22 protein-coding genes and 1 pseudogene are annotated in these 26,425 nt (G+C 67.6%); 10 read left to right on the forward strand and 13 right to left on the reverse strand.

Translation table 11 applies throughout. From position 1 onward, the window contains the following. The 5 genes from LBW94_RS11600 to LBW94_RS11610 form a co-directional block, all read left to right on the forward strand. Positions 1-1,696 (forward strand): polymorphic toxin type 28 domain-containing protein (locus tag LBW94_RS11600; RefSeq protein ID WP_266270653.1); only part of this gene is annotated, 1,696 nt, incomplete at its 5' end. 41 nt (positions 1,697-1,737) lie between these two features. After that, entirely contained in the window at positions 1,738-2,157 is a 420-nt protein-coding gene (locus LBW94_RS11605) for a contact-dependent growth inhibition system immunity protein (protein ID WP_225060982.1), read from the forward strand. Between the two features lie 138 nt (positions 2,158-2,295). Then, positions 2,296-2,619, forward strand: a complete 324-nt coding sequence (locus LBW94_RS44395; protein ID WP_225060983.1) for an RHS repeat-associated core domain-containing protein — start codon at positions 2,296-2,298, stop codon at positions 2,617-2,619. Between the two features lie 829 nt (positions 2,620-3,448). Beyond that, the gene (locus LBW94_RS44400; protein ID WP_416276894.1) at positions 3,449-3,646 is read left to right on the forward strand and encodes a DUF6881 domain-containing protein; all 198 of its coding nucleotides are present in this window, start codon (positions 3,449-3,451) and stop codon (positions 3,644-3,646) included. 95 nt (positions 3,647-3,741) lie between these two features. Continuing rightward, positions 3,742-4,437: an ADP-ribosyltransferase domain-containing protein gene (locus LBW94_RS11610; RefSeq protein WP_225060984.1), complete on the forward strand. Its 696-nt coding sequence runs from the start codon at positions 3,742-3,744 to the stop codon at positions 4,435-4,437. A 74-nt stretch (positions 4,438-4,511) separates the two neighbouring features. On the opposite strand, the gene truA is transcribed toward LBW94_RS11610, so the two are convergent. The 8 genes from truA to infA all read right to left on the reverse strand — a co-directional run bounded on the left by truA (position 4,512) and on the right by infA (position 9,349). Continuing rightward, positions 4,512-5,393 (reverse strand): tRNA pseudouridine(38-40) synthase TruA, encoded by an 882-nt coding sequence (truA, locus tag LBW94_RS11615; protein ID WP_225060985.1) that lies wholly within the window; start codon positions 5,391-5,393, stop codon positions 4,512-4,514. 109 nt (positions 5,394-5,502) lie between these two features. Continuing rightward, entirely contained in the window at positions 5,503-6,021 is a 519-nt protein-coding gene (gene rplQ, locus LBW94_RS11620; protein WP_225060986.1) for a 50S ribosomal protein L17, read from the reverse strand. A 50-nt stretch (positions 6,022-6,071) separates the two neighbouring features. After that, a complete protein-coding gene (locus tag LBW94_RS11625; RefSeq protein WP_019929495.1) occupies positions 6,072-7,130 on the reverse strand; it encodes a DNA-directed RNA polymerase subunit alpha in 1,059 nt (352 codons plus the stop codon). A gap of 125 nt (positions 7,131-7,255) precedes the next feature. Further along, positions 7,256-7,861 carry a 30S ribosomal protein S4 gene (gene rpsD / locus LBW94_RS11630; RefSeq protein ID WP_225060987.1) on the reverse strand — a complete coding sequence of 202 codons (606 nt, stop codon included), beginning with the start codon at positions 7,859-7,861 and terminating at the stop codon, positions 7,256-7,258. A 21-nt stretch (positions 7,862-7,882) separates the two neighbouring features. Next, positions 7,883-8,296 (reverse strand): 30S ribosomal protein S11, encoded by a 414-nt coding sequence (gene rpsK, locus LBW94_RS11635; RefSeq protein ID WP_019929497.1) that lies wholly within the window; start codon positions 8,294-8,296, stop codon positions 7,883-7,885. Between the two features lie 6 nt (positions 8,297-8,302). Further along, positions 8,303-8,674 carry a 30S ribosomal protein S13 gene (gene rpsM, locus LBW94_RS11640; RefSeq protein ID WP_019929498.1) on the reverse strand — a complete coding sequence of 124 codons (372 nt, stop codon included), beginning with the start codon at positions 8,672-8,674 and terminating at the stop codon, positions 8,303-8,305. A gap of 205 nt (positions 8,675-8,879) precedes the next feature. Beyond that, a complete protein-coding gene (rpmJ, locus tag LBW94_RS11645; protein WP_011207363.1) occupies positions 8,880-8,993 on the reverse strand; it encodes a 50S ribosomal protein L36 in 114 nt (37 codons plus the stop codon). Positions 8,994-9,127: 134 nt separating this feature from the next. Further along, positions 9,128-9,349 carry a translation initiation factor IF-1 gene (infA, locus tag LBW94_RS11650; protein WP_003886926.1) on the reverse strand — a complete coding sequence of 74 codons (222 nt, stop codon included), beginning with the start codon at positions 9,347-9,349 and terminating at the stop codon, positions 9,128-9,130. Between the two features lie 3,264 nt (positions 9,350-12,613). On the opposite strand from infA, the pseudogene LBW94_RS44405 reads away from it, so the two are divergent. Both LBW94_RS44405 and LBW94_RS11660 read left to right on the forward strand, forming a co-directional pair. Then, positions 12,614-13,741 (forward strand): annotated as a pseudogene (locus LBW94_RS44405) (MinD/ParA family ATP-binding protein); the annotation flags it as partial. A gap of 158 nt (positions 13,742-13,899) precedes the next feature. Next, entirely contained in the window at positions 13,900-14,745 is an 846-nt protein-coding gene (locus tag LBW94_RS11660; protein ID WP_225060989.1) for a class I SAM-dependent methyltransferase, read from the forward strand. 28 nt (positions 14,746-14,773) lie between these two features. Here LBW94_RS11660 and LBW94_RS11665 read toward each other — a convergent pair whose 3' ends face one another. Further along, positions 14,774-15,238, reverse strand: coding sequence for a DUF4254 domain-containing protein (locus LBW94_RS11665; protein WP_225060990.1), 465 nt, complete (start codon positions 15,236-15,238; stop codon positions 14,774-14,776). 226 nt (positions 15,239-15,464) lie between these two features. Between LBW94_RS11665 and LBW94_RS11670 the strand changes: the two genes are divergently transcribed. Together LBW94_RS11670 and LBW94_RS11675 are read left to right on the forward strand one after the other, a co-directional pair. Next, positions 15,465-16,304, forward strand: a complete 840-nt coding sequence (locus LBW94_RS11670; protein ID WP_225060991.1) for a GntR family transcriptional regulator — start codon at positions 15,465-15,467, stop codon at positions 16,302-16,304. After that, positions 16,301-16,921, forward strand: a complete 621-nt coding sequence (locus LBW94_RS11675) for a GNAT family N-acetyltransferase (protein WP_225060992.1) — start codon at positions 16,301-16,303, stop codon at positions 16,919-16,921. The genes LBW94_RS11670 and LBW94_RS11675 overlap by 4 nt, the downstream gene beginning before the upstream one ends. On the opposite strand, the gene LBW94_RS11680 is transcribed toward LBW94_RS11675, so the two are convergent. The 4 genes from LBW94_RS11680 to eccD all read right to left on the reverse strand — a co-directional run bounded on the left by LBW94_RS11680 (position 16,904) and on the right by eccD (position 24,440). Continuing rightward, positions 16,904-17,404: a hypothetical protein gene (locus LBW94_RS11680; protein ID WP_225060993.1), complete on the reverse strand. Its 501-nt coding sequence runs from the start codon at positions 17,402-17,404 to the stop codon at positions 16,904-16,906. The two genes, LBW94_RS11675 and LBW94_RS11680, sit on opposite strands and share 18 nt — an antisense overlap. Positions 17,405-17,491: 87 nt before the next feature. Further along, positions 17,492-21,520, reverse strand: a complete 4,029-nt coding sequence (gene eccCa / locus LBW94_RS11685; RefSeq protein ID WP_225060994.1) for a type VII secretion protein EccCa — start codon at positions 21,518-21,520, stop codon at positions 17,492-17,494. Positions 21,521-21,540: 20 nt separating this feature from the next. Beyond that, positions 21,541-22,968, reverse strand: a complete 1,428-nt coding sequence (mycP, locus tag LBW94_RS11690; protein WP_225060995.1) for a type VII secretion-associated serine protease mycosin — start codon at positions 22,966-22,968, stop codon at positions 21,541-21,543. Further along, entirely contained in the window at positions 22,965-24,440 is a 1,476-nt protein-coding gene (gene eccD, locus LBW94_RS11695) for a type VII secretion integral membrane protein EccD (RefSeq protein WP_225060996.1), read from the reverse strand. The genes mycP and eccD overlap by 4 nt, the downstream gene beginning before the upstream one ends. Before the next feature lie 152 nt (positions 24,441-24,592). Here eccD and eccA point away from each other — a divergent pair, with 152 nt between their 5' ends. Further along, positions 24,593-26,416 carry a type VII secretion AAA-ATPase EccA gene (gene eccA, locus LBW94_RS11700; RefSeq protein ID WP_225060997.1) on the forward strand — a complete coding sequence of 608 codons (1,824 nt, stop codon included), beginning with the start codon at positions 24,593-24,595 and terminating at the stop codon, positions 26,414-26,416. The last annotated feature ends 9 nt before the right edge of the window (positions 26,417-26,425 follow it).

Below are 26,425 nucleotides of genomic sequence, written 5' to 3' on the forward strand. Positions count from 1 at the left end.
CACCTCCGGCACCCGCGATACTGTCACTCACACCCTGACATTCACCTACACCCCTTCAGGGGACCTCGCCACCCAGCAACTCGACGACCAACCCCCCATGCGAAACGAATACGACCAAGCCGGTCGCCGCGTCCGACGCACTACCCACACTGGGTCCGTAACCACTTGGAACCACGACTACACCGGCGATGTCCGCAGTATGTCAGTTGACAGTCACCACATAGATTTCACTCACGATCTCCTGGGCCGCACTACCGGCTGGCGCACCGGAGATATCGCAGTCAGCCGCATCTTCACCGATAACGGTTACCTCGCCACTCAAGAAGTCATCGCCCACCCCGAACAAACTCTCACCCTCGACCGGAAGCCCAATCATCCCCCACCTCGCTCTCTTCGTCGGGATGACTACACCTACCGGCCCGACGGCTACTTCACCACCCACACCGTCACTCATCCCGGCGTCGGACAGGTCCACCGGCAATACAGCTTGGATCCCCGCGGCCGGGTCGCCACAATCCATACGAACGGTGTGCTGAGCGAGTCCTACAATTACGACCGCCTCAACAACATCACCGCCGCAAACACACAGCACAATCCACCTAGCCGCACAACTATCGAATCGGGCACCGACGGCGACCGCGATTTCCATGGCAGCCTGCTGACCCGTGCCGGCCGAACTCGCTACTCCTACGACCCCGCCGGGCGTCTCGTCGCCAAGAAAACCACCCGCCTGTCCCGCAAACCTGACGTCTGGCACTATCGATACAACGCTTTCGACCAGCTCACCGATGTACGCACTCCCGACGGACAGCACTGGCATTACACCTACGATGCAGCGGGGCGGCGAACCAGCAAGCAACGTCTCGATTCCGACAACATCGTTCATAACTTCGCATGGGACGGCACAACACTCGTCGAAGACTCCACACCAACTGGATCAACCAGATGGCACTACCATCCGGATTCTGTCGCGCCCATAGCCCGTATCACTGGAAAAAATGCATCCGATAATTCCTTTTCCGCCATCCTCACCGATCTCGTCGGCACACCCATGGAACTCTTCGACCCTATCGGTGTGGTCAGTATCTCGATTGCAACCATGCAGCTCTGGGGCTCCACCACATGGAGCGACAGCATCGATCCAACTGTTCGGTTTCCGGGTCAGCTCCATGATCCGGAAACCGGTCTCCACTATAACCTTTTTCGTTTCTATGATCCGTCCACCGGCCGATACCTCACACCCGACCCGCTAGGGCTCGCACCGGCGCCGAATCCCAGTACCTACCCGCACAACCCCGTCGCATGGGTCGATCCGCTAGGGTTGGCAGGATGCCGCGAACTAGGACTCAGCGACGCCGCCAACTCCGCCATCCGGCGATTCGAGAACATTATGCAGGACCCCGTCGGAGATGTTAATGCCGAGCCGAACCACAATCATTACCATGCGGCGAGAATAGAGGCCGACGGCGGCGTTGTTGCAATGCGCGCCGATGGAGTTCCGTTCGACCACATCAGCGACCTGACTCAAGCCAGGAACGGTTTGGACGGCATCCGAAGGACACTCGAACGCGAGATCGCCCGACCTCCGGACACTCTCACCGACAGAGGACTGGAGGTTCTGATCAGGAAGAGAAAGGAGGTGATCATCCAACTCGATCGACTGAACGGATTCCTGCATTCCATAGGACATCGGTGACATAGTGCCGGGCAACCTCACCTTCTAGCATCAGGACTCGAATGGGACCATCGGCCGACATTGATCAAGACAAATCCATCCAAGATCACGAAGGACCATGGCCGGAGCCCGCCGCCGGGTCTACGAGTCTGGTTCGAGCCGTCTACAAACTTCGGAAACGACCCATGAAGGAGCTTGAATCCCACGAATTAGCCAGGCTGATAACCCAGAATATCGGACTGAAGTGGTTGATGCCATTAGCTCTCGAATCCCTGCGCAGTATGATTCCAGATCCATCCGATACAAATTGGTGGTTCGACGATGAATTGCTGTCCGCGGTACTGACCAGGGACAGGAGCTATTGGGACGGGTCACCTGAACTCTATCGATACATGAAAGACACGGTCCATATGCTACCGGACGTTTCGGAGTATCTTCGTGATGACATCGATAAATTCGTCGGCTATGACGATCGGTCGTGATACTCGCAGCTCGCCGCATGGTATCTCGTTGAACAGGTCGAGCTCGGCTCCATAACGAGATGGCATTATCGGCCGGGAACCTATGCACCCGTCCTCCAGATCAGCGACCAGAACCTGGTCGACCGAGAACTCGATGCAGTGATCACCAATCCGGCCGGTGTTCCCGTCCAGTTGATAGATCCTGAAACCGCAACTACACGCTCTCTTGCCGATACCGAGTTATGGGGGGATACCAGCTGGCGCGGAGCTTCATCGATACCGTTGCGCTATCCCGGACAGATATACGACGCCGAGACCGGTCTTCATTACAACCTCAACAGGTCATACGATCCGCAAACCGGACGATTTCTCACGTCTGATCCACTGGGGCTCGGTCCGGCACCGAATCCGAGGGCTTACCCACACAATCCCACAGCATGGCCCGATCCGCTCGGGCTCGTCCCGAGGAGTGCGACGAGATAGGACAGTACAACGACACCTATCTAGGAGAATCCCAGAACAGCCCAGGTGGACACCACTGTCCTGGCGTCAGCATAGATCAGGTAAAGATGGCCCTGGGCCTGGGCCGGGCTGGCATGTCTGTCAAAGATTGACAATATAGTTCATGTCCCGACGATCGAGACACCCACCGGATTGGCATATGGAAATAGCCCCCACACCTTCGATGGACTTCCGGCCACCGGACCACGCGGGCTTCCGAAAATCGAGATTTCAGACATAGGACCGCGAGACATGGATGAGGCAGTAACCACCATCCATCATGAGATATACCATCACAAACACTACATCTCGACAAGGAACTCTCCGCACATATGGGGCGGTGACGAAGGCGCCGCAGAAGATTACGGCAGACGTATGCTTGAATATTCAAGAGAAGCGGGAACAGATGAGCGATGAGGCACGCATATGAGGGAGTACGATCAATCACAGATACCAGCCCTGGTAGCAGGCCCGCGGTTCATCGATGAACCAACGGAGCGCATTTGCCCGGCGTGCGGCCACAGAGCAGTGCGGACATATGTGTATCGCAATACCGGGCCGGGCCGCACGGCACGCATAACTTATTCATGGTGTGCATCATGTCGGCGGTTCAAGGGATGGACCGGGCCGGACTCCGACGGCCTGAAATTTTCCGATCCACTCGAATCGCTGTCGCAAGACGATCGGAACGAGATGACTCGAGATCTGGACGAATTTTTCAAGACACTCGATAAGTTGTGGGAATCAGGAGAACTACCTCAGAGATTCCACCGGTAATCAAGGCGTCTTACACTCGCCACATATCGCGACGATCTCTAATGGAAACAACGGCCGAGTTGGCGAGACCGACGAAGACCATGAGGCCGATTCGATCGGCCTCGGCCGGATACCGATACCCTCGGTGGACGAAATCAACCGAGATGCCGAATTCTCGGCTTCGGAGATATCCCGCGAAGAGTTCGACACCGCGTGGGCAGGAGCCCGGTACCCGAGCGAGTCGGCGAGGTGATCACCGTTTCGAGGGATAATCCCCAGCACCGGGAATATGGGAAAATTCCGAATAGGGTGCAGTGACGGTATCTCGCCCGTGGAGCAGGTGCGACGTTGGCTTTCGGCAGCTTGGCGGAACTGGGCCGGAGGATCGGGCGTTCCCTGATCGACGCTACGCAGGCCGGATCCACCAAAGCGTTCGAGGTGAATCGGGATGCCGCGCAGTTCGTGCGCGAGGTTCATGCCACGACGCAGGGGGCCGATCGGGCCGGCGAGGATCTCCTGTCGAAATCGACGTTCCTGGACAACGATTCGGGCGCGCTCTCCGCACGAGCAGAATCGGCGCCGGTCTCGCGGCAACTCACCGACCGTGACGTCGAGGTGATCCACGAGATCACCAAGGGAGACGGCAATTACTGGAGAATCAACCGGGGATTGCGTGCCGGGAATTTGACGGCTGCGGACAGGGTTTTCGTCGCGGATCTGCGAGCAGCGCTGGCGAAACTGCGGAGCTACCACGGGACGGTATTCCGGGATATCTCACTGTCGCCTGAGGAGATCGCACGCTACCAGCGGGGCCGAGTCATCACCGAACCGGCCTTCACCAGCACCAGCCGCGGCAGCCGCTCCATCCTCGGTGGAAATGTGCGCTTCAAGATGAAGTCGCGCACCGGAAAGCGGGTCGGCAGATATTCCGCCAAGCCTCACGAGAAAGAGGTCCTGTTTCCACCCGGCACTCGATTCGAGGTCACCGGAGTGAAGTACAACCGGTACATGTGCAGGACGGAGATAAAGATGACGGAAGTATGAGCTCCGGCTCCGCGTTTTCGCCGCGCGCGGACGGTGCGCAAGCAAGCGGGCCGCCGAGTGAGCGGCGCCGAACCTCAACTCCCGCAGCACCCTTCGTCCCCCGGCACCACCCGCATCTCCCGGGTCTGCGCATTGCGGGCCGCCAATTCCGCATCGGCCGGGTAATCGACCGCGATCAGGCTGAGCCCGTGCGCCGGAGCGACCGTCACCGCACTGGACCGGACACGTTCGGCGAGAAGAGTACGAGTCCACTCCGGCGTCCTCCGCCCCTCCCCCACCGCGAGCACCGCCCCCACCAGACTGCGAACCATGGACCAGCAGAACGCATCCGCGCTCACGTGAGCGGTCAGCAGCGCACCCGCGGAGCCCTCGAAAGGCGAAGACTCCCAATCGAACCGCTGCAACTCCCGGACCGTCGTGGCCCCCTCCCGCCGCCGGCAGAAGGCCGCGAAGTCGTGCAGCCCCAACAGGTTCCGGGAAGCAACCCGCATCGCCTCCAGATCGACCCCACGGCAGGGAACAACACTGCGCGCCTGCAAAGGCTCGGCCCCGTAAGGCGCGGTGGTCAACCGATACACGTAATGCCGCCGAACAGCCGAGAATCGAGCGTCGAACTCCCCCGGCACGAACCGAGCCCCCTTCACCCGCACATCCCTGGGCAGGAACCGCGCCAGCCGATGCACCAGCTTCGGCAGATCCAGCTCCACGGCAGCGGTATCGAACGACGCCACCTGCCCCTCCGCGTGCACCCCCGCATCGGTACGCCCGGCCACCGTCAACTGAACGGACTCCCGGAGCACCGTCGACAGCGACTCCTCCAGCACCCCCTGCACCGTCCGCAACCCGGGCTGCCGCGCCCACCCCGCAAAATCGGTGCCGTCATAAGCGATATCGAGGCGAACGCGCCGGATCGCGGGCACACTCACAGCAGACTCACCGGTCTGTTCAAACGGCACGGATCCAGTCCTTCTCGCTAGCATGAGAAAGCCCGCCGACCCGGAGGGGACGGCGGGCTCCTTCACGGCTTCCCGGCAAGATGTCGCCCCGCATCGGCGGGGCAGACTCTTATTCGGCGGCCTTGTCCTCGGCCTCAGCAGACTCGGCCTCAGCAGACTCGGCCTCAGCGGACTCGACGACGGCCTCGTCGGCAACAGCCTCGGCCGGCTCCTCGACCTTCGCCTGCGACGCGGCCACGCGGCGAGCGCGATCGGCCTCGTTGGTCACGGTCTTCTCCCGGACCAGCTCGATGATCGCCATCGGGGCGTTGTCACCCTTGCGGGGCAGCGTCTTGATGATGCGGGTGTAACCACCCTCGCGACCCTCGAACGACGGTCCGATGTTCGCGAAGAGTTCGTGCACCACATCCTTGCTGCGGATGACCTTCAGCACCTCGCGACGGTCGGCGAGGGTGCCGGCCTTCGCCTTGGTGACGAGCTTCTCGGCATAGGGGCGCAGCGCCTTGGCCTTGGACTCGGTGGTCGTGATCCGACCGTGCTCGAAGAGCGCCGTCGCCAGATTGGCGAAGATCGCCTTCTGGTGCGCCGCCGACCCGCCGAAGCGGGCACCCTTCTTGGGCTTGGGCATTGTAGGAATCTCCTTGTGGGAAGGCCACCGGGGCTGCGGGCCCCGACCGCCTAAAGCTGTTCGGTCTCGGCGTAGTCCTGCTCGCCGGCATCGGTGTCGTGGAAGGAGCCGCTGTCGCTCCAGGTTCCGGTGGAGGAGTCGTAGCCGACCACACTCGACGGATCGAAGGAGGCCGGGCTGTCCTTCAGCGAGAGGCCGAGCGAATGCAGCTTGACCTTGACCTCGTCGATGGACTTCTGCCCGAAGTTGCGGATGTCCAGCAGATCCGATTCCGTACGCGCGACCAGCTCGCCGACGGTGTGCACACCCTCGCGCTTGAGGCAGTTGTACGACCGCACGGTGAGGTCCAGGTCCTCGATCGGCAGCGCGAACGAGGCGATGTGATCCGCCTCGGCCGGGCTGGGCCCGATCTCGATACCCTCGGCCTCGACGTTCAGCTCCCGCGCCAGGCCGAACAGCTCGACCAGGGTCTTACCGGCCGACGCCAGCGCATCCCGCGGGGAGATCGAGTTCTTGGTCTCGACATCCAGGATGAGCCGGTCGAAGTCGGTGCGCTGCTCGACACGGGTCGCCTCGACCTTGTAGGTCACCTTCAGCACCGGCGAGTAGATCGAATCCACCGGGATCCGGCCGATCTCCGCACCCGAGGCCTTGTTCTGCACGGCCGGGACGTAGCCGCGACCACGCTCGACCACGAGCTCGATCTCCAGCTTGCCCTTGTCGTTCAGGGTGGCGATGTGCATGTCCGGGTTGTGGACGGTCACACCGGCCGGCGGGACGATGTCACCGGCGGTGACGGTGCCCGGGCCCTGCTTGCGGACGTACATGGTGACCGGCTCGTCCTCCTCGGACGACACGACCAGGCCCTTGAGGTTCAGGATGATGTCGGTGACATCCTCCTTCACACCCGGGACGGTGGTGAACTCGTGCAGCACGCCGTCGATGCGGATGCTGGTAACCGCGGCACCCGGGATCGAGGACAGCAGCGTACGGCGCAGCGAGTTGCCGAGGGTGTAGCCGAAACCGGGCTCGAGCGGTTCGATGGTGAACTTCGAACGGTTCTCGGCCAGGATCTCTTCGGTCAGCGTAGGTCGCTGGGAAATCAGCATGAGGATCTCCTCCTTCAGGGGCGCCCACTATTTGACGCCCGTTTCTGGGACTCCCGCACGAGCCCGAAAGCCCGTGCGGGACAGCGGCTCCGGCAGAGGCGAACCCCTGCCCGAAGCGCAAGCTCTTACTTCGAGTAGTACTCGACGATGAGCTGTTCGTTCAGCGGCACGTCGATCTGCGCACGCTCCGGCAGCTGGTGGATCAGGATCCGCAGCCGGTTCGGCACGACCTGCAGCCAGCCCGGGAGCGGGCGGTCGCCGACGGTCTCCCGCGCCACCTGGAACGGCAGCGTCGGCAGGCTCTTGTCCTTGACATCGATGATGTCGTACTGCGCGACCTGGTAGCTGGGCACGTTCACCTTCACGCCGTTGACGATGAAGTGGCCGTGCGAGACCAGCTGCCGGGCCTGCCGGCGGGTGCGGGCGAGACCGGCGCGGTACACGACGTTGTCCAGACGCGCCTCGAGCAGCCGGAGCATGTTGTCACCGGTCTTGCCCTTCTGGCGGTTGGCCTCTTCGTAGTAGCGGCGGAACTGCTTCTCCAGCAGGCCGTAGGTGAAGCGCGCCTTCTGCTTCTCCTGCAGCTGGAGCAGGTACTCGCTCTCCTTGATCCGCGCGCGGCCGTGCTGGCCCGGCGGGTAGGGACGACGCTCGAACGCCTGGTCGCCTCCGACGAGGTCGACACGCAGACGACGCGATTTGCGGGTGATGGGGCCGGTATAACGAGCCATTGTTCTCTACTTTCCTTCCCGCTAGACGCGACGCCGCTTGGGCGGACGGCAGCCGTTGTGCGGCTGGGGGGTGACATCGGAGATCGTGCCGACCTCCAGGCCCGCGGCCTGCAGCGATCGGATCGCGGTCTCACGACCCGAACCCGGGCCCTTCACGAACACGTCGACCTTCTTGACGCCGTGCTCCTGCGCCTTGCGGGCAGCGTTCTCGGCGGCCAGCTGGGCGGCGAACGGGGTCGACTTGCGCGAGCCCTTGAAACCGACGTGGCCGGACGACGCCCAGGAGATGACGTTGCCCTGCGGATCGGTGATGGACACGATCGTGTTGTTGAACGTGCTCTTGATGTGCGCGTTACCGTGCGGAACGTTCTTCTTGTCCCGCCGCCGCGACTTCTGGGTCTTCTTGGGGCCGGAGGCCCGACTCTTCGGAGGCATTTATCCCTACTTCTTCTTGCCGGCGACGGTCTTCTTCGGACCCTTGCGCGTGCGCGCGTTGGTCTTGGTCCGCTGTCCGCGCACCGGCAGATGGCGGCGGTGGCGGATGCCCTGGTAGCAGCCGATCTCGATCTTGCGACGGATATCGGCCTGCACCTCACGGCGCAGATCACCCTCGACCTTGAACTCCGACGCCTCGATGTAGTCGCGGAGCTTGGTGAGGTCGTCGTCGGTGAGGTCCTTGGAACGCAGGTCCGGGCTGACGCCGGTCTGGTCCAGGATCTCCTTGGCCCGGGTACGGCCGATGCCGAAGATGTAGGTCAACGCGATCTCCATGCGCTTCTCGCGCGGGAGATCGACTCCCATCAAACGTGCCACTGTCGTGACATCCTTTTCTGTTGCGGAGGTCTGCTCCCTGTCCGTCCTCGCGTATGAGGCCCCGGCCTCCGTACCGGGGGAAGGTGGGCACCCGCCCTTTCGAGCTCGTCGATGCCCACTGGATCTGGGAGGTCTTCTTGTTCTGCCAATCCGAACTGCGTTCGGTGCTTGGCTGGTGAACGACCGAGGTCACCCTCGGCAGGGCTCAGCCCTGACGCTGCTTGTGACGCAGGTTGTCGCAGATCACCATGACCCGGCCGTGACGGCGGATCACCTTGCACTTCTCGCAGATCTTCTTGACGCTCGGCTGAACCTTCACGTCCGTCCAATCTGTGTTGTGGTTCACAGGGTGTGAACACAGTTTTTCCCCAGTCGTACGACCGGGGAAGTTTCACCGGGGGCGAACCCCCACCCCGCCGCGCGGGGACCGTGCGGGCCCCGCGGCGGGAAGTTTCACTTGTAGCGGTAGACGATGCGCCCGCGGGACAGGTCGTAGGGCGACAGCTCCACGACCACGCGGTCCTCGGGGAGGATACGAATGTAGTGCTGCCGCATCTTCCCGCTGATGTGTGCGAGAACCTTGTGACCGTTCTCCAGCTCGATCCGGAACATCGCATTGGGCAGCGGTTCGATAACTCGACCCTCGACCTCGATGGCCCCGTCTTTCTTCGCCATATCCTCCGCGATCCTTTAGGCTGAACCCGCTTGGTTGCAGCTGTGTCGGCCAGCTTGCGCCATGCCGTCGGCCCCACGTGCAAGCACGTACAAACCAGCAGGTAGGTGCACCGCCGATCAAGCTTACCTGGCATTCTACCGAGCGACCAAATAACCCCGCCGCTCGCCTACAGCGAAACCCCGGCCCCCGCCGGGCGCCCGCCGAACATCGGTAGTCTACGCCTCCGCAGCCCCACCGGACAGCGGTTCGGCGTGACCGGCGGCAACCCCGGGCAGCCGCGTCGACAATCACCCCGGCGCACCCGCACACCTCCGCACCCATGGAGTTCCAGCCCGGCCCCCGAACCCGGACCAGGCCAACGGGTCTCGCGGATGGCAAATCTCCAGCTACGCAATTCCCCTCGGGTACCGCGCAATTCGGCAGGCCCGGGATCATCCGGGCCGGGACGAGTCGGGCATACGACCGGTCGCCCTCGCGGCGGCTCGCGTAAACTACGGCTGTCAGTTTGTGTAGGCAAGGAGATTCCAGGGGGATCCGGTGCAGGAGCGCAGCGAGCGACCCGGCGACGCAGCGTTTCCGAATTCGAGCGTCGCGAGCCCCGGCGAGGCGTGGTCGTGAGTCGCCCCAACGACGGTCTGCCCATGTTGCCGCCGTGGCTGTCGGAGAACGACGTCACCGAGAGCGGCTACGAGGCCCCGGTCCAGAACCTGCCACACGAGGAATTCATCCCGGAGAAGCCGTCGTCGCGCCGCCGGTTCGGCCGCAGGTCCGATTCCGAACGGCCCGCCCCCGAGACCGAGAAGAAGCGCGGCTGGGGCCGCCGCAAGGACAGGGCCGAGGCCGAGCCCCCGGAACAGCAGCCCTGGGGGCAATCGGAGTACGAGCCGGACTACAACGGTGGTTTCCGACCGGAAATGCCGCCGGACAACCTGCCCCCGCTGCCGCAGCGCACCGGTGGCGAATTCCAGCTACCCCCCGGCGCTCCGCAGACCGGTGGCCCCGGCCCCGGTGGCTTCCCGATGCCCCCGGACGGCCCGGGCCCGCGCCCGGACGCCCTCTCGGCGCCGCCCACCGAGCACCTCCGCCCGCCCGAATCCGGCCCGTGGTCCACACCGCCACCGGCCCACCAGGGCTTCGGTTCCGCCCCCGCCGAGACGACGGAACGACTCTCGCACCGCCCCGATCTGCCGCCCTCGCCCGCCGAGCAGCGCCCGGCGTTCCCCGGCCCACCGGGTATCGGCAACGGCCCGCAACTCTCGGGCGCACCGGCACCCGCGGACCGCCCGGAACTCCCCCCGCGGTTGCTCCCCCCGACCGGCGAACCCACCCCGCACGCGACCTCCCCCGGCCATCGGCCCGACGGATGGCCGTCCGGACAGCCCGGCACCGAAGACCCCGCGGCCGCGCACGGAGCCCAACCCCGCCCCGGCGGTGGCACCCACGGTTCCGGTGCACCGGGCACCGGCATCAACCCACCCGGCGGCCTCGACACGCCAGGCCCCGGTTTCGGCACAACAGACAGCAACTTCACCGCACCGGCCACCGGCCCGAACGCACCCGGCGGCGGCTTCACCACGCCGGGCACCGGCCCGAACACGTCCGGTGCCGGCTTCACCACACCCGGCGGCGGCCCGAACACACCCGGCGGCGGCTTCATCGCACCGGGCGGCAGTTTCGAAATGCCGGGTACCGGTCCGAATGCGCCGGTGGGCAGCTTCGACGCGTTCGGCACCGGGCCGGACGCGCTCGGCGCCGACGCCCCGGCCGCGAATTTCGCACCCGATACCCATCACAGCGGCGATCGCTCGCCGGTGGGCCCCGGCCCGGCGACCACCGCGGCGCCCGGGCCGCAACACGCCGCCACACCCACACGCGGCGACACCTCGCCCGGCGAAAGTCCTTACGCGGCTTCGCCCTTCGGTTCCGTGCCACGTCCGGAACTGCCGGATCCTCCGCGCCCTGCCGAGGCCGGGAACCCCACGGCGGACGATCTCCGGCTGCCAGGGCCGAATACGCCCGCGCCGATCGGTTCCGCCGGCGCACCGGTCCGGCCGGACCTGCCGGAACCGCCGCCCGCGAGCACCTCACGTGTGCCCGACGGAGGTCCGGCGATCGGTGGGAGCCCTTCCGCAGCAGCAACTTTCGGCAGAATCCCCGGAGCGTCGAATATTCCCGCCGGGCCGTCCGCGAATGGACCGCAGGCCCACGACGGTGGTCGTACGTCGTCGCCCGCCGGTGCTCCGCGACCCGCGGACGGCTCCGGCGACCGGCCGAACCTTCCCGGTTCGTCGGCCGATCCACTACGGCCCGCAGGCGGCGCGAGCAACCGGCCGGATCTTCCCTCCGCACCGGCCGATCCGATTCGGCCCGCAGGCGGCCAGAGCAACCGGCCGGACCTCCCCCCCTCTCCGACCGCGAATCCCGCCCGGCCGGACCTGCCCCCGGCACCGGTGGACCCCGCACGGCTCCCGGGTGGTCCCAGCGATCCGCGTACCGGTGAAAACCCCGCGGCCGCAACTTCTCCCGGGCCGGCCGCATCGAATTTCGCGCCCGCGCAGCCTTGGAACTCGCCGGCGGCCGGAGGTCCTGGCAACCAGCCGATCGGTGGCGAAAGCCATTCCGCCGCAGCCGCGTTCGGCGGCGGCCCGGCCACGCCCAACTCTTCCGTCCCGCCGAGCGCCCAGCAGCCCGGGGATGCGGGCCGACCGGCCCACGGCGGTGAACCGCCCTTCGCACCGGCGGCCTTCGGCGGCGGGGCGGCGCCTGCCGCATTCCCGTTCGCCGCGCCCGGTCGGACCACGCCCGACGGCGCCTCGTCCGGTGACGGCCGGCCGGCAACCGGCGAACCAGGACGGCCCGGCGGCGAATCCCCGTTCCCGGCAGGCCGGCCGGAGTATGACCCGCGCACCGGCGAAACCTCCTCCGTGCCCGGCACTTCGGACAATGGGCCGACGACCGCGCCGCCGGTGAACGCCCCGTGGACGCCGGCCGCCGCCGAGCGGCCGGCGAGCGGTGGCAGGCATCGGATCATCGGTGACACGCCGGGGGCCGGCGAGTTCAACGGGCTGCCACCGCACATGATCGGCGCGGGGTCCGGTGATCCGCAGTTCGAGACCACGACGCGATTCACTCCCGAGCCCGCCGCCGAGGTGCCGCCGTCACGGTTCAACGCGCCGCCGGACCCGGCGATGCCCCCGGGCCCGCCCTACGGCGCCGATCGCTACGGAAACGGCGGCGCCGCAGCCGGTTTCGGTACCGCATCCCAGGCCGGTCAGTCGTACCGGGCGCCGGACGGCACCGATGTGCCCTATGCGCAACCGAATCCCACCGGTCCGGCCGGGCAGTACCCGAACGGCCCGTACCCGAATCCGGGACCGGGCGGCCAGTGGCAGCAGCCGGGTCAGCCGCCCCAGCAGCAGTGGGGCACAACGAATTACGCCTCGCCGCAGCCCGGCGGTATGCAGCCGTCGCTGGACGATGTCCCGGTGCGGCGGGCACGCAAGTCGCCGAACACGGGCTGGCGCCGGGCGGTGCACCACATGTCCGGCGGAACCATCAATCCGGGCATGTCCGCCGAGGAGCGGCGGTTGCAGGAGTTGGTGGCCCGGATCAGGCAACCCGTGCGCGGCGACTATCGGATCGCGGTACTGTCGCTGAAGGGCGGCGTAGGCAAGACCACCACCACGATGGGCATCGGCTCCATCTTCGCGTCGATCCGCGGCGATCGGGTGATCGCGGTCGACGCCAACCCCGATTTCGGCACGCTGTCGCAGCGGGTGGCGCTGCAAACCCGTTCCACGGTGCGGGATCTGCTGCTGGATCCGAAGATCGGCGCCTACTCCGACGTGCGGCGGCACACCTCGCAGAGCACCAGCCGCCTGGAAGTGCTTGCCAGCGAACGTGATCCGGCCGCCTCCGAGTCGTTCAGCGACGAGGAGTACCGGCAGGTGGCGCGCATCCTGCAGCGCTTCTACAACATCATCCTCACCGATTGCGGTACCGGCCTGATGCATTCGGCGATGGCCGGGGTGCTGGATCTGGCGCATTCGCTGGTGCTGATCTCGTCGTCGGCGATCGACGGCGCGCGCAGCGCCGCGGCCACGCTGGACTGGTTGTCGCTGCACGGCCACGATCATCTGGTGCGCAATGCCGTCGTCGTGATCAACCTGCCGCGGCCCGGCTCACCGAACGTGGGCATCCAGCAGTTGCGCGAATACTTCCTGTCCCGGTGCCGAGCGGTGCACGTCATCCCGTTCGATCCGCATCTGTCCGAGGGTGCGGAGATAGATCTGGCCCGATTGCACAAGGAAACCAAGCGTTCCCTGGTCGAACTGTCCGCCACGGTCGCCGACGACTTCGCCACCGACCACCGGCGGTTCCACGAGTTCTGACCCGGCCGCCGGTATCGGATCAGTCGCCCGGCGCGTCCGCCGGACGGCGGGCCCGGCCGGACGCCGCCCGCCGATTCCCGGCCGTTCATGGCTTGACCTCAAGACGACTTCAACTGGCACGGTGGGGTGATCACACACCGCACGGACAGGAGCAAGCGATGAGCGGCACGAACCGGACCGGGAATCCGCAGGCCACCCTCTGGAACGGCCCCGCCGGAGAAGCGTGGGTCGCGGCGCAGGAGGTGGTCGACGGCGCCCTGCGACCGTTCCGGGATCTGCTCGTCGAGGAGGTGGTGGCCACCTCCGGGCAGCGGGTGCTGGACGTGGGCTGCGGCACCGCCGACACGACGGTCGCGATCGCGCGGCGGCTCGGCGCATCCGCGCACTGCGTCGGCGTAGACATCTCCGAGCCGATGCTCGCCGGAGCCCGTGCCCGCGCCGAAAAGTGCGGCGTCGCAGTCGATTTCCGCCGCGCCGATGCGCAGACCCATCCCTTCGAGCCCGGCTCGTTCGACACCGTGGTGTCCCGGTTCGGCGTGATGTTCTTCGATCGGCCGGTGGCCGCGTTCACGAATCTGCGCCGGGCCGCGGATCACGGCGCACAGCTGCGCTGCATCGTGTGGCGCGGACCGGCCGACAACCCGTTCATGGCGGCCCCGGAGCGAGCCGCCGCTCCGCTGCTGCCGGACCTGCCGGTGCCGGACCTCGAGGCGCCCGGCCGGTTCGCCCTCGCGGATCGCGACCGGACCGCCGCCATCCTCACCGGCGGCGGCTGGACGGATATCGACATCCGGCCGATCGATGTCGAGTGCCGGATGCCCGAGGCCGAGCTGAACGGCTACCTCACCAGGATGGGGGTGGTCGGCAATGCCCTGCGCGCGGTCGACGAGCACACCCGTGACCGGGTGGTCGGCGCCGTCCGCGCCGCCCTCGACCCCTTCGTGCACGGGGACGAGGTCCGCTATCCGGCCGGCTGCTGGATGCTGAGCGCCCTCGCCCGCTGATCGAGCCCGGCAGACCGCCCGGAGCGAACTACCAGGTGGGCAGCCGACGGCGTCCGGCCATCACGTCGCGGAGCAGGTCGTCGTAGCCGTCGGCCAGCTCGGCGAGGCGATGCCACGCGCCGTGCAGGACCTCGTTGTCGGCGTGCAACGTCATCAGGGCATGATGAGCGCGCACAGAGGCTTCGGCAAGGCGGTCGATCACCGAGCCGATGGTCTCGGTGTGCAGGGTGGCGCCGAGCCGATGTTCTGGCACGGCGCGGGAGACCCAGTCATCGATCGCCATGACCAGCTCCATGCGACGGCGGTCGATCTCGACGATGGCCGCGGGCTCCAGGTCGGGAGCGTTGTCGCCGGTTCCGCCGACGCGACGCTCGTGCAGTACGGCGAGGTCGCGCGCGAACCAGAGCAGGGGGCCACCGATCACCCGATGGCCACGGCAGGCGCGCAGTAGTAGATCGGAGCTGGGCACCAAGCCGTTGGTGAGAGTTTGCACCGCCACTCCGCCGTACGAAGCGGTGGGCAGCGCCACAACCGTCTGATACGTCTCCGAACCTGCCACGTTGCCTCGCCGTCTTCGCCGTTACAACCCTCGTTCAGGACAGTTCATTACAATAAACTTCGAAACGCGTGTGTCAAGGGTCACACGCCGATCAACTCGACGGAGTAGACTCCGGGTCCTCGAGCAACCAACGTCCTCCACCGAGATGCAGGGGGGTCACATGGTGGACGGTCCGAGGTATCAGCGGATTGCCGGCCTCCTGCGTGAACAGATCCGCGACGGCCACTGGCGACCCGGCGACCGTCTCCCGAGCCACAGCGAACTGGCCGAGCAGATGCAGGTGTCGATCACGACCGTACGCAATGCGATTCAGGTCCTGGTCACCGAAAACCTGCTGTACACAGCCACTTCCCGCGGCACCATCGTGCGCAGTCAGGAAGTGCTGGAATCGGTTGTCACCCACCACATTCGCCCGGATCGCCCGAAAGCGGGCAACGACATCTTCTCCGAGATCGCGCGGACCGCGGGCCGCGAGCCGTCCAAGCAGTTCACCGCCCGGATGGAGCCCGCCGCCCCGGATGTCGCGAATTGGCTGGGCGTGCCCAGGGATTCGTGGGTGGTGGCCCGAACCGTGGTGCAGTACCTGGACAACGAGCCCTGGTCCTGGGAGGTGAGCTTCTACCCGCGCGATCTCGCCGAGGACACCGGCATCGACTCGCCGCACGACATCCCGGAGGGCACCACCCGCCGGCTGGCTGCCTGCGGGCATGCCGAGACCGCGCACCGCGACACCGTGGTCGCCCGCCCGGCCACCGCCGAGGAGGCCACCGTGCTCGGCGTCGGCACCGGCACCATCCTGCTCGACCATCTCCGCATCGGCGCCAACCCGGCCCGCATCACCCGGGTGTCGCGGCACCGCTCGACCGCCAACCGCAACCGCCTCGCCTACGAACTCGGCGACGACGGCGGCCTCGACCTCATCCGCCGCACCCTCGGCACGCCGCAGCCGCTGGGCAATTCACACTATTTCGGCATCTCTCTGGTACCCGGTTCAGCATGAATATCCGCATTCGCCAGGCGAGCCCGGCCGATCTCGGCGTCATCTGTCGACTTCGACTCCAGCGCACAGCGTGGCTCGCGGCGCGCGGTTCGGATCAGTGGTCCGAGCCCGCGGGCGGATTGCCCATCCAGGTGTTCGCGCGCGGGGTGGCCCGATCGCTGCGCGCCGGCGAGACCTGGATGGCGGAGGCCGGTGGCGAACCGGCGGGCACCATCACCGTCAACGACCGCGCCGACGAGGGCCTGTGGTCGCCGGGCGAACTGGTGGACGCCCTGATCGTCCACTACATGATCGCGGATCTGCGCTTCACCGGCTGGGGCATCGGCGCGAGCCTGCTCGCCCACGCCGCGGCGCTGGCCCGCGCCCGGCGCCGCACCTGGGTCCGGCTGGACGCCTGGACCACCAACACCGCCCTGCACGACTACTACCGCCGGGCCGGTTTCCGCCTGGTCCGCATCGCGGAATCGGTGGCCGCCCCATCGACGGCGCTGTTCGAGCGCCGCGCCGACGCCCCGGACCGGGTACCGGAACCGCCGAGAATTCCACGGCGCATCCTGATCGGCGCCACCGACACCCGGCTGGCCGTGCCCGGTGTCGCCTCAAGCGCGCCGGGATGAGCCGAGTACCAGGTCGACCGCGATCCGGGCGTACACCCGATCCTTCTCCTGCTCCTCGTCGCTGAGCCCGGTGCCGAAAGGCTCCGTCGCCCGCGCCCGGTCCCGCTCCGCGCCGGTCATCTCGATATGGAACGGCTCGTCGTCGTAGGGCTCCATCAATGGGGCCCGCCCGGGCCGGGTGTCCGAGATCTTGCGGCGCATCCAGGCCTGATGCACATAATCCGAGATCACCTCGCGCGCCTGCGTATTGTCCGCCAACGCGATGCCGTCCATCCGCATCCGGGCGGCGATCTCGAGGGCGACCTCGACCGAGATCTGGCAGTTGCGCTGGGCGTCCTCCGGTAGGTGCCAGTAGCCAGCGATGTCCGCGGGCGACGGATCCGGTCGGACCCCGGCCGTCGCGGCGTGCGCGGCGGCGAGCTGCCGCATCTGTCCCGGATGCCCGTTGGGACGTGGTCCCAGCACCGGTTCCACCAATGCCATCGGAATATCGGACACAGACGGATTCCCCTCGCCTCACCGCGGCCGATAATCCCATTCCAACGGCACACTTCCCGGCGCCGGGAACGATCACAGCGGCGGCAGGTAGGCGATCTGCACCATCTCCTGTCCCTTGGTGCGCGAGACCAGGATGCCGCGCCCCGGCGGCAGTTTCTCCGGCCGGACATCGCCGATGATCTTGCCCTCGTCGCGGGGACCGCTGCCGATCAGCGTGTCGACACTGAGGTTCTTCATGCCGCCGACCACCGGATCGAACAGCGCGCGCGACACCCCGCCGATGCGGCGGGTGAGGACGAAGTGCAGGCCGATGTCGCGGGCCTGCGGCAGATATTCGACCAGCGGGGCCAGCGGATTGATGCCGCCGCCCGCAGCCACCACCATGTCGTAGTCGTCCACGATGATGTAGATCTCCGGCCCGGTCCACCAGCTGCGCTCCCGCAACTGCTGCGGCGTGATGTCCGAACCCGGTGCGCGCCGGGACAGATAGACGCAGATCTCCTTGATCATGTTGCCGCAGGTCTGCGATCCGGTCGAATATCCGGCCAGGAACTGTTCCGGCACCACCCCGAGCATGGTGCGCCGGTAGTCGATCAGGATGATCCGGGCCTGTTCCGGGCTGGAGTTCTCGACCACACCCATCGCGATGTTGCGCAGCAGCGTCGTCTTCCCGGATTCCACGTCGGCGAAGGCCATGAAATGCGGGTCGGCGTCGAAATCCAGTACCAGCGGCTGCAATTCGGATTCGCCGAGCCCGACCGCGATCTTGGTCGGGCCCAGTGCCAGCCCGCGCGCCCGCACCGCGGCGACCACGTGTTCGCGCTCGACCTTGTGCGGCAGCATCCGCACCTCGGGCGCGCGCAATCCGGGATACAGCTCCACCAGCGCCTGCCGCGACGCCGCGGCGCCGTCGGCGAGCGTCGCCAGCTCCATATCGGAGTCCAGGCGCGGCAGGGCGATCAGCATGTGCAGTTTCTCCGGCGTCAGACCGCGACCGGGCCGGCCCACCGGCACCAGCGCCGCGGTGCGCCGATCCATCTCGGAGTCGGAGGGATCGCCGAGCCGCAATTCGATCCTGGTACCGATCTGATCCTTGATCACCGGCCGGATCTCACCCCACCGCCGGGCCACCAGGATCACGTGGATCCCGAGCGAGAGGCCACCCCCGGCCAGCGCGTTGACCTGGGATTCGAGTGCCTCGTACTCCTCGCGGATGGTGGCCCAGCCGTCGATCACCAGGAATACGTCGCCGAACCGGTCCTCGGCCATCGGATCGTCGGGCGCGATCCGGCCGCCACCGGCGACGAGGGCGGCGTAGCGCCGAGTGCGGAAATCGGTGACGGATTCGATTCCCCAGCGGCTGAACCGTTCCTGGCGTTGCCGCATCAGTGTCGTCATCTCGGCGATGGTGCGCCGGATCCGATCCGGGTCGTTGGCGCGGGCGACCGATCCCACATGCGGCAGTCCCGACAGGCTCGACAGCGCGCCGCTGCCGAAGTCGATGCAGTAGAACTGCACCTGTTCGGGGCTGTGCGTCGCGGCGGCGGCCATGACGATGGTGCGGACCGCCGTGGTCTTGCCGGACTGCGGACCGCCGACGATCGCGACATGTCCCTGCGCACCGGCCAGATTGATGGTCAGCACGTCCCGCTTCTGCTCGTACGGCTTGTCGATGATGCCGATCGGCATCCAGAGCCGGCCGTGCCGGTTGACCGGCGAGCGCCAATCCGGATCCGGCAGCAGCATGTCCACCGTCGGCGCGTCGTCCAGCGGCGGCAACCACACCTCGTGCGCCGGCCGGCCGTGCCCGACCAGTTGCCCGACCACGACCTGCAACAGGGTGTCCGGGATGCCCTCGTCGGCCGGGGCCGGCGGCAAATCCAGCGGATCCAGGCGCGGCAGTTCGGGCGCGGCCGGCAGCTCCACCGGCGCCGCGGTGAACAGTCGCGGCGGCGCCTCGACCACCGCCCGACCCGCGACCTGCCGTCCCGCGCGCGGCGCCACATACGGACCGGAGACGTAGGTCGCGTTGAACCGCAACGGATCCGAGGCATCGCTCTTGAGGTAACCCGAACCCGGCACGGCGGGCAGATGATAGGCGTCGGTGATGCCGAGCACCGCGCGGGATTCGTTGGCGGAGAACGTCCGCAGGCCGATCCGGTAGGACAGATGCGAGTCCAGGCCGCGCATCCGGTTCTCCTCCAGCCGCTGCGAGGCCAGCAGCAGATGCACGTGCAGCGACCGGCCCAATCGGCCGATCATCACGAACAGATCCGCGAAATCCGGCTTCTGCGAGAGCAATTCGGAGAACTCGTCGACGATCACGAACAGCGCGGGCAACGGATCCAGCGGTACCCCGGCGGCGCGGGCCTTCTCGTAGTCGGTGACGTTGGCGAAATTGCCGGAGGAGCGCAGCAATTCCTGGCGGCGGTTCATCTCACCGGCCAGCGCGTCGCGCATACGGTCGACGAGCTCGATCTCCTCCTCCAGGTTGGTGATGACCGCCGCCACGTGCGGCAGCGGGTCCAGGCCGAGGAAGGTGGCGCCACCCTTGAAGTCGACCAGCACCAGGTTCAGCTGATCCGGCGAATGCGTGGTGACCAGCGAAAGTACCAGGGTCCGAAGGAATTCCGACTTGCCCGACCCGGTCGCGCCGATGCACAGCCCGTGCGGGCCCATCCCGTACTCCGCGGATTCCTTGATGTCGATCTCGACCGGCGACCCGTCCGGGGTGATGCCGATCGGCACCCGCAGCCGCTCCCGGCCGACCCGCGGCCGCCATACCTTGGCGGGATCGATCCCCGCCGCGTCCGGAATCTTCAGCAGCGCCATCAGACCCGGATCGCTGGTGGTGGTGTTGTCACCGAGGCTGACGATCTGCGCGGCGGTGGCGATGCGGTACCGGGCCAGCGCGCGAGCGTACGCCTCGGCCTCGGCGACGGTCACCGCGTCGGCGGTGGCGAATTTCTCGACCCCGGCGGCGCTCTTGGCGAACACGTCCCCGCCGGAGGCCACCAGTTGCAGGCCGCGCCGCGCGGCCAGCCCGGTCTCCGGCGCGGTGAGGTCGACCACGGTCACCGAATCCAGCCCGGATTCGCTGATCAGCCGCTCGTTACCGCTGACGTAGCCGTCGTCGATGACGACCACCACGTGCACCCGGCCCTGCGTCGGCTGTGGATTGCGCATGAACCGGCCGCGTTCGAGCAGTTCGTCGGCGAGCGCGGTCTCCAGTTCGGCCAGCGACTGGTACATCATCCGCGCCGACCCCATACCGTCGCGCTGCGAGGAGTGCTGTAGGTGTGGCAGCCACTTCGCCCACGCCCAGGTCGGCCCGTCGGGATCCGCGCAGACCACCGCGATGGCGACGTGGTCCGGTCCGTGGAATGCGGTGAGCTCCATCAGCATCGCGCGCGCCAGCGTCTGCGCGTCCGCGGCCGGACCACCGATGTTGATGGCGGGAAAGGCGCGCAGCGAGACGGCGGTCGGCAGGTGGTGCACCACCGAATGGGTGCGGACGAACCGGCGCAGCGCCACCGTCGACACCGGTTCCAGATCCTCCAGCGGACCGGTCTCCGGCCGGGCCAGCTTGGTGGCCAGCCGGTGACTGCCCACCCCGACGCGCACATGCCCGAAATCGGGGTCGTTGGGGCGGCGCTCCCACATCCGCCGGGTGCCGACCAGCCCTTGCAGATCCGCGGGTTCGGCGTGACTCCAGACCAGCATCTCCAGCTGCTTGACCCCGGTGCGGCGCACGTCGCGGCGAATCTGGTCCAGGTAGCGGAAGTAGTCCTTGCGCTCCTCGTCCAGCTCCGAGGCGCTCTTACCGCCGCGGCCGTAGCCGGCCATCATGCCGACCATCGACATGACCATCATCATCGGGAACATCATCATGTACGGGTTGGACAGCAGGCTGCGGCCCATCATGACGAACATCGCCATCATGCCCACCACGGCGACGACCATGACCACCGGCATGAGCTTCGTCAGCAGCGGGCCGGAGACCGGCCGCGGAATCTCCGGCGGCGGCGTCAATCCGACCTCGCCGCCCGGCGCCCGCGGCGGTGCGATGCGCGGACGGCGGACGAAACCCTCGGTGGCCATGGAACTGTCCCTCCCCGGTGTTACGAATCGAAATCTGGTAGCTCGTCGCCGATTCGCCTGCGCCGGTAGGGAATCGCGATCAGCAGACCGATCCCCAGGGCGGCCAGGCAGCCGATGGTGCCGATCGTGGCGACGACGCGCGGCAGCCGGGGCGGGCCCGCGAGCTGCGCGGGCGGCGCGACGGCGTGCGGCTGGTCGACCCCCGCGCTGGGCGGCTGATCCGGCAGCTGCGCGGTCAGCGCGGCCAGCGGATCGATCAGCCCGGCGCCGACCCGATCGTCACGTCCCGGACCGGGGGCGTGCGCGGTGCGGGTGATCCGGTCCATCACCTGCTGCGCGCTCAGCTCCGGGAATCGGGCGCGGATCAGCGCGGCCAGTCCGGAGACGTAGGGTGCGGCGAAACTGGTACCCGCGTACAGCTGCGGTTTGCCGTCGTTGTCCGGCAGCGCGTTGACCAGGCCGGTCGCCCCCGGTGTGTTGTCCAGCGAGATCACGCCCTCTCCGACCGCGGCGACACTGACCCACGGTCCGTGCAACGTGAACGACGACGGACTGCCGTCCTGGGCCACCGACGCCACCGACAGCACATAGGGGCCGAACCAGGCCGGGCTGGCGATCGTCGCCACCCCGTCCCAGCCGGCGACGTCGTTCTGCTGTTTGCAACGCCCGTCCCCACCGGCGTTGCCGGCCGCCGCGACCACCACGGTGCCGCTGTCGTAGGCGTACTTGACGGCGGCCCCCAGCGCCCCGTCGGCGGTGTCGGACCCCGCCGGACTGCACGCCACCTGCGAGATGTTGATCACCTTCGCGCCCATGTCGACCGCGCGCACCACGGCCGCGGCCATGGTCAGCACATTGCCGTAGCCGTCGTCGTCGACAGTGCCCGGCTGGCCGTTACCGCCGCGGTTCTTGGCCTGGAACGCGGTGCTGGACTGCCGGATGCTGAGAATGTCGGCGTCCGGCGCCACCCCGCTGAACGCATCGTCGGGACCCGGCCGGGCCGCGATGATCCCGGCCACGAAGGTGCCGTGACCGTCACAGTCGGCCAGTCCGTCCCCGCCCGCCTGCACATAGTCGCCGCCCGGCTGCACCGGTGGCAGCCGCGGATGCGGGTTCACCCCGGTGTCGATGACCGCCACCTTCACCCCCGCGCCCCGGCTGAACTGCCAGGCCGCGGGCAGATTCAGCACCTGTTGCGCCACCACCGGATCCCGCGGCGCCGGCACCTGGAGAAAGGGCTTGGCGCACAACCGTTCCGGTTCGGTCGGATCGGGCGGACCGGGCCGGCCGCTGAGGGCCTGCGCGGCGCCGAGCGCCCCCGGATCGATCATCGGCGGCGCGACGGTCCGCACCGGGACGGGTGCGGCGATCGCCGGCACCTCCCCGGATACCAGCAGGGCCGGCGCGACGAGGCACAGCAGGCACGTCCACGCAGCCCGGGACCTCATAGGTTCCGGGCCACCGTGTAGACGTCCATGACCCACAGCACCAGCGGCACCACGAGCACGATGAGCAGATACTCGACGATCTCGTCGATCCGCCGCACCACCGGCGACACCTCGACGTGCGGGCCGATCACGCCGAATCCGATCACGGCCACCGTGAACACCAGCAGCAGCCCCACCGACACCGGCACCAGCCGCGAATCCTGGACCGCCAGCAGCACCGCGAGCGCGACGAGGAGCAGTGCGCCGCCGGAGATCAGCACCGCCGCCTGGGCCAGATCGGCGAAGGCCCGCCCGCGCAGGCACAGGATGATCGCGACCACCGCGGCCAGCGCCGCACCCTGCCAGTGGCTCGCGCCGAACCGGCCCACCGAGCCCAGCGCACCGAGCCCGGCCAGTACCGCGCAGCCGAACAGCATGCCGGTCTGGAAATGGTTGGCGGTGCGCGCCCGCTGCCCGAGCCCGGCCGCCGACGGCAGCACCGTGGCGCCGATCGCGCCGATACCCTCGATCGTGGGCCGCGGCTCGTGATCGGCGGGATCGATCGCGCCACCGGCGGTGGGCACCGGCGGCACCGGCAGCCGGGCCAGTCCGGCCGCCATCCGCGGCACCAGCGAGATCAGCAGCAGCGCCGCGACCACCAGACCGGCCGCGAGCTTCGGCAACGCCGGATCCCACACCATCGAGACCGCGGCCGCGATCGCGGTGCAGCTCACCACGGTGACCACGGCCGCGATCACCGCGGGCCCCGCCCCGATCAGCCGATAGCCGATCACCGCCGACAGCAGCGCCGCCGCGGAACCGAGCAGCAGATGCGGACCGCCCAGCGCCTCGGGAACGAACAGCGCCGCACCCCCGAAGGCGGACAACAACATACACGCGGTGAGCACCGTCGCGGTCAGCTCGTCGCCGTAGCGGCGGGCCACGATCATCGCGGCCACCAGCGCCGCGACCGCGAAACCCACCAGCAGCGACGGCACGATCCAGCGATCACCGGCGGCGCGGGACGCGGCGGCCAGGCCGACGGTGGCCAGCATCGCGACCACCGCCGCGACCAGGCCGGTCCAGCGCGCGGCCCCGGCGGACCAGCCGCGGAACTCCTCGGCCGTCAGGCGGGCCACCGCATCGATGACATCGTCGAACAGCGCCGGCGATTCCTTCGCCGCCACCGGTCGCAACACCAGCAGTTCGCCGTCGTGCACATCGGCCTCGCCGAGCGTCTGCCCGGGCGCGATCATGTTGCGTCCCAACCGCGCCAGCGTCCAGTGCTGGGGCCGGGACGGCACTCCTCCGTCCTCCTGATCGGGCAATCGAGGATTGCGCGATTCGATCAATGCCACCAGGTCGCCGATGAAGGCGGCCACGGGCACGGTTGCCGGAAGCCCGACGTCGAGCTGGGTATCCCCCCCGATGACGGACACTCGGCACAATTCGGGTTCGGCGGCAGCACGTCCGCCGATCGACTGTGTCGTCACGTGTCGATCTACTCCTGTGCAGTGTCGGTTGCCCACGAGGGGCCGTCGTCCATAATGTATCGGAGAGCCGGTTTCGGCGCGACGGAACGATCCGGGGTGGGAATCATGGGCCAAACCGTAAGTAGAATAGACGAATTCGGGGTTCCGCGAACATGACCGACATTCGCCAGGCACAGCGTGCTTTCGATGCCGGCGTGCTGTCCCTGGGATTGAGCATCGACGGCCAGGAATCGACCCGTGATCCGGAGTACGCGAAGCTCGCCTTCGCCCGTGCGACGGAATGGGATCCGACGATGTGCGATGCGTGGCTCGGCCGGGCCGCGGCGGGCGAGGTCACCCCGGATGTCCTGTACAACCTCTACAAGACGAGCACCGTCAGCCTGCGTCGTGAGCAGCGGCGCCTCGGCCTGGCGGCCCGGGTCTTCGGCGGCCGCTTCCTGCCCGGCCTCTACATCGACTATCCCCTGGCGAGTTTCACCGAGATCTGGCTCGCCTATGCGGCGCATATGATTTCGGCGCGCGACTTCACCGAGGCCGAGCGGATACTCGACGAACTCGCGGTGCGGCGCCGCGAACGCGCCAACGACCCCGATCGCGAAATCGACGATCGCATCGCGGCATACGTGCGCGGCGTACTGCATTACACCACCCAGCGCTGGCCCGATGTGATGACCGTGCTGGCCGGTTCGGCGCAGTGGGAGGACCCGTATCTCGCAACCGGCGCACACGTCATGGTCGGCACCGCCTGTGCGCAACTGGGCCTGTTCGGCGAGGCGATCCGGCGGATGGAACAGGCCGAGGCCGGGCCGATTCCGGCCGCGCGCACCGCGGCCATGTTCTGCCGCGGGCTGTGCCTGCGCGAGACCGGCCACGCCGACGAGGCGCAGGCGCTGTTCGAGCAGGTGTATTCGCAGTCACCGGATTTCGCCGAGAACGCCGAGGCCATGCGGGACCGCACCTACCGCATCACCGTCACCGGCAAGGAGGTCATCGACGCCCGCACCGACCGCTGGGACCCGGCGTCGGCGCCCTCGCTGGCGGAGAAGGAACAGGCCGACGCGCAGGACCGCGCGAAGAAGATCCTCGCCGAGGCCCGCGCCGAACTCGAGCGGCAGATCGGCCTCACCGCCGTGAAAACCCAGGTGGCCAAGTTGCAGTCGAGTGCGCAGCTGGCGAAGATCCGCGCCGGGAAGGGCCTGGCCAGCGCCGCCCGCGGCCAGCATCTGGCCTTCACCGGCCCGCCCGGCACCGGCAAGACCACCATCGCCCGGGTGGTCGCGAAGATCTACTGCGGCCTCGGAATCATCAAGACCGACAAGGTGATCGAGACCAAGCGTTCCGACTTCGTGGGTGAGCACCTGGGTTCCACCGCCATCAAGAGCGACAAGCTGATCGACTCCGCCCTCGACGGCGTGCTGTTCATCGACGAGGCGTACACGCTGATCCAGCAGGGGCTTTCCGGCGGTGACGCGTTCGGCCGGGAAGCGGTGGACACCCTGCTGGCCCGCATGGAGAACGACCGCGACCGGCTGGTCGTCATCATCGCCGGCTACGACGGCGAGATCGACCGCCTGCTGGCCGCCAACGACGGCCTGGCCTCCCGCTTCGCCAAGCGCTTGCAGTTCCCCTCCTACACCGCCGCCGAACTCGGCCGCATCGGCGAGGTCATCGCGGCCGCGCGCGATTCGGAATTGTCCGAGGGCGCACTGGAACTGCTGATCGCGGCCTGCGATCGGCTGTACACCCTGGAGAGCACCGACCAGAACGGCCAGCCGCGCCGCGGGGTCGACCTCGCCGGCAACGGCCGCTTCATCCGCAACATCGTCGAGGCGGCGGAGGAGGAGCGCGAATTCCGGCTCGCCAACGACGATTCCCTGGATCTGAGCGCCGCGGACGCCTCCGTGCTCATGCGTATCGAAGCGCCGGACATGCGGACCGCGCTCGACAACGTGCTCGCCTCGCTCGGTCTCGCTTGAGCCCGGCCC

Origin of the sequence: Nocardia sp. alder85J (assembly GCF_020176955.2) — a bacterium.
GTDB lineage: Bacteria > Actinomycetota > Actinomycetes > Mycobacteriales > Mycobacteriaceae > Nocardia.